The sequence below is a fragment of the Candidatus Cyrtobacter comes genome, from assembly GCF_034470605.1.
Lineage (GTDB): Bacteria > Pseudomonadota > Alphaproteobacteria > Rickettsiales > Midichloriaceae > Cyrtobacter > Cyrtobacter comes.
Window position 1 is genome coordinate 1 of the sequence record NZ_JARGYT010000111.1, and the last position, 3,243, is coordinate 3,243.

Annotated in this window: 2 protein-coding genes; both read right to left on the bottom strand. The window is 34.1% G+C overall.

Annotated features, from left to right (window positions below; translation table 11 throughout):
• Positions 1–771: 771 nt before the first annotated feature.
• A protein-coding gene (gene prfB, locus Cyrtocomes_RS05680) for a peptide chain release factor 2 (protein WP_410519709.1) occupies positions 772–1,882 on the bottom strand; the annotation gives its coding sequence in 2 pieces (ribosomal slippage) (positions 772–1,824 and positions 1,826–1,882; 1,110 coding nt in all).
• 239 nt (positions 1,883–2,121) lie between these two features.
• Positions 2,122–2,853 carry a 3-oxoacyl-[acyl-carrier-protein] reductase gene (fabG, locus tag Cyrtocomes_RS05685; protein WP_322498222.1) on the bottom strand — a complete coding sequence of 244 codons (732 nt, stop codon included), beginning with the start codon at positions 2,851–2,853 and terminating at the stop codon, positions 2,122–2,124.
• Positions 2,854–3,243 lie beyond the last annotated feature (390 nt).

The following is a 3,243-nucleotide window of genomic DNA, read 5'->3' on the forward strand; positions in this document are numbered from 1 at the left end:
GGAAACAACCTTTTATCCATCTAAATACCATATTTATCGCCTCCAATATAATATTGCATCTTTTCCATTATTTGGCAAAACCTTTGTTAACAGTGCCTAGAAATGGGGGTGCATTTTAACAGGAGCTTTGTAGGGGGCATATTATTGGTTAAAAAAGTACAGCTATAAAAAAATACCTACTTGGAAACAGAAAAGCGAGATAAATACAAAGCAATCATAAAAGATATACCAGCCTTGTATATATTAATGAGAGTGGCATTGATATGAGCATTTGCAAAGATAGGGACTAAAAGCGAGAAACTGGCAGGAAAAAAGGGTGAACAATATTATGAAAGGAACTAACATTATTGCTGGTTTAGTGAATAATGAGCCGATAGCACCGATGATATTTAATGGTTCTTGCAATACTCAAGTTTTTGAGATTTGGGAAATTCTTAACTAATGAGCTTAAATCTGGCCAGGTAGTTATTATGGACAATTCTTACTTCCATAAATCTCGGAAAAGATCTTATTGAATCTGTTGGCTGTAAACTAATATTTTTCATATTCACCAGATATTAACCCGATCGAGAAATTCTGGGCTAAGAGGTGGATTAGAGGTCATATTAGTCATCTTACTTATCTCTATGATGCTTTAGTTAAATTCTTCAATATGCAAATCTCAACTTAATTTACTCTAAAAGAATTAGAGGATGAAAAGAATTCAAAATATTTACTAACAGTGCATAATAACTTTACAGCTTATTATATAAATGAAAAATGTAAGACTTTTCATGTAAGATTTTCTCCACCAGATAGTGTTCCCATATTCTTTATTATATTAGAGCGCATAAAGCCTGTTATACCGCCATCTAATACATAATCTGTATTTGTTTCTTGATGGCTTGTTCTTAGATCCTTCACCATTCTATATGGGTGTAGTACATATGACCTTATCTGATTTCCCCAGCCAATTTCCGTTTTTACGCTAGAAGCTTTTTCAAACTCCTGTTTTTTCTTTTCCTGCTCTCTTTCATACAGCTTAGAACGTAACATGGACATACACTCTTCCTTATTCTTATGCTGTGATCTACTGCTCTGTGATTGCACAACAACACCACTTGGTATATGTGTTATTCTGACCGCGCTGTCAGTTGTATTAACGTGCTGGCCCCCAGCACCGGAAGATCTGTATGTATCTACTCTTAGATCAGAATTTTCGATCTTTATGGTTATATTCTCATCTAAAACCGGATAAGCGTATACACTAGCAAAACTTGTATGCCTTTTACCAGCACTGTTGAAAGGAGAGATTCTAACAAGCCTATGAACGCCCGTTTCGTTTTTTAACCAACCATATGCATTAACGCCGTGAATTTTCAGTGTAGCATATTTTATACCGGCCTCCTCTCCATGAAGTTGTGATACTAATTCAGCTTTATATATATTTTCCTCACACCACCTTAGGTACATTCTCAGCAGCATAGATGCCCAATCATTACTTTCGGTCCCACCTGCTCCAGAATGTATATCCAAAAAACAATCGCCATAATCAACTTCATCAGAGAACATGCTCTCAATCTTTTTCTGCTCCAATTCTTTTAGGATTTTATTTTGCCATATCTCCACTTCTTGTAGCATATCCGAATCACTGTCTCCCAAACTTTTAAAAAGCTCAAAATAAAACGTGAAATCGCTACTAAGAGAATTTATATAGCTTATAGAATCTTCCAAGAATCTTTTTCTTCTTAAAATCTTTGGTGCATTTGCACTATCTTCCCAAAATCCTTGTGATTCTGAAAGCTCTATAAGGTTATTGAGCTCATTTGTTGCTGCATCTAAGTCAAAGATAGCCCTTCAAAAAATTGATTCCATCTTCAATGCATACAAACTTCTCTCTCATATAACCCACAAAGTGAAAATAACGCTCCAAGACGGAGCGGTATTGTTTTTACATATAAATCCCACGCATTGCAATACTTTGTTTATGAAGATCTCTATGCACCATCCATTTCCTAATTTTCTAAAATTCAAAATAGAAATACTAGTTTATAAAAAGAATTATCTGTTTTACTATAACATATCTCTCATTAAAAAATCATCCATAGCTGACTTCATCATTTTTAGCTATTAGTTAGATAATTAAAACATCCCTCCATTTATATGGATTGTTTGACCAGTTATATACGAAGCCTCTTGTGATGCTAGGAATAATACAGCGCTTGCAATATCATATGGAGAGCCCATCTTGCCCATTGGAACTTTTTGCAATATTTGTTTTTTTAACTCGTCACTTAAATTTTCTGTCATAGGTGTTTCTATAAAACCGGGTGCAATACAATTCACAGTTATACCCCTAGAAGCGCACTCAATTGCCAAGGTTTTAGACATTCCCACTATACCGGCTTTGGCGGCTGTGTAATTGGCTTGACCTGCGTTTCCTGTATAACCTACAACTGATGATAGATTTATTACCCTGCCGTATTTATGACGCATCATATGCTTTATAGCGGATCTATTAAGTTTAAATGTAGAGGTTAAATTTAAATTTATCACACTATCCCAATCTTCATTTTTCATCCTTATAGATAGTGTATCCTTGCATATACCTGCATTGGCAACTAGTATTTCTATATTTAATGATGTTAATGACTGTGCCCTTTCAAATAGATCATCAGATGCGTTAGCAAGATCTGCGCTTATAATTGAAATCCTACTGCCCCCATATTCAGATTGTAGTTGTTCAAGCTTTTCCTTATTTGTTCCAGTAGCTACTATATACGCACCAAAATTATGCAGCAACTTTACTATTGCTCTCCCGATACCACCAGTAGCGCCGGTTATAAGGGCTGCACTCTTATCTAAATTAAACATATAACTATAAAATACAAATCTTACCTAGATATAACTAGATAAAGTAAATTCATTCTGAAATAAATAGAAAATCACAATCAAATATGATAATATAATTGACAATGGATTTTAAAATTTCCTATTATTAGCTAATAGGTTTATAATTTTCAGTGCATTTATTTCAATTCAAAAATTTAAATTCAAAAAGGGCATTGTCATAAAAAGATAGATTTTGCTATGGTGATGTGACAACGTGTGTTAAATGAATGTGCTATGAAGGTGTGTAAATTTTGCTCTAACAAAACCATGATAAAGAATGGTTATAGTCAAGCAAAGGTATAGGTGCAAACAATGTGGCAGATTGAACAAAAGAATAAAATACTCTCTCAAAGAGGGCTGTATCGATGTATC

What these genes read in the sequence shown, in the direction of transcription:
- fabG (WP_322498222.1), bottom strand. Translation starts at nt 2,853, where the DNA reads ATGTTTAATTTAGATAAGAGTGCAGCCCTTATAACCGGCGCTACTGGT.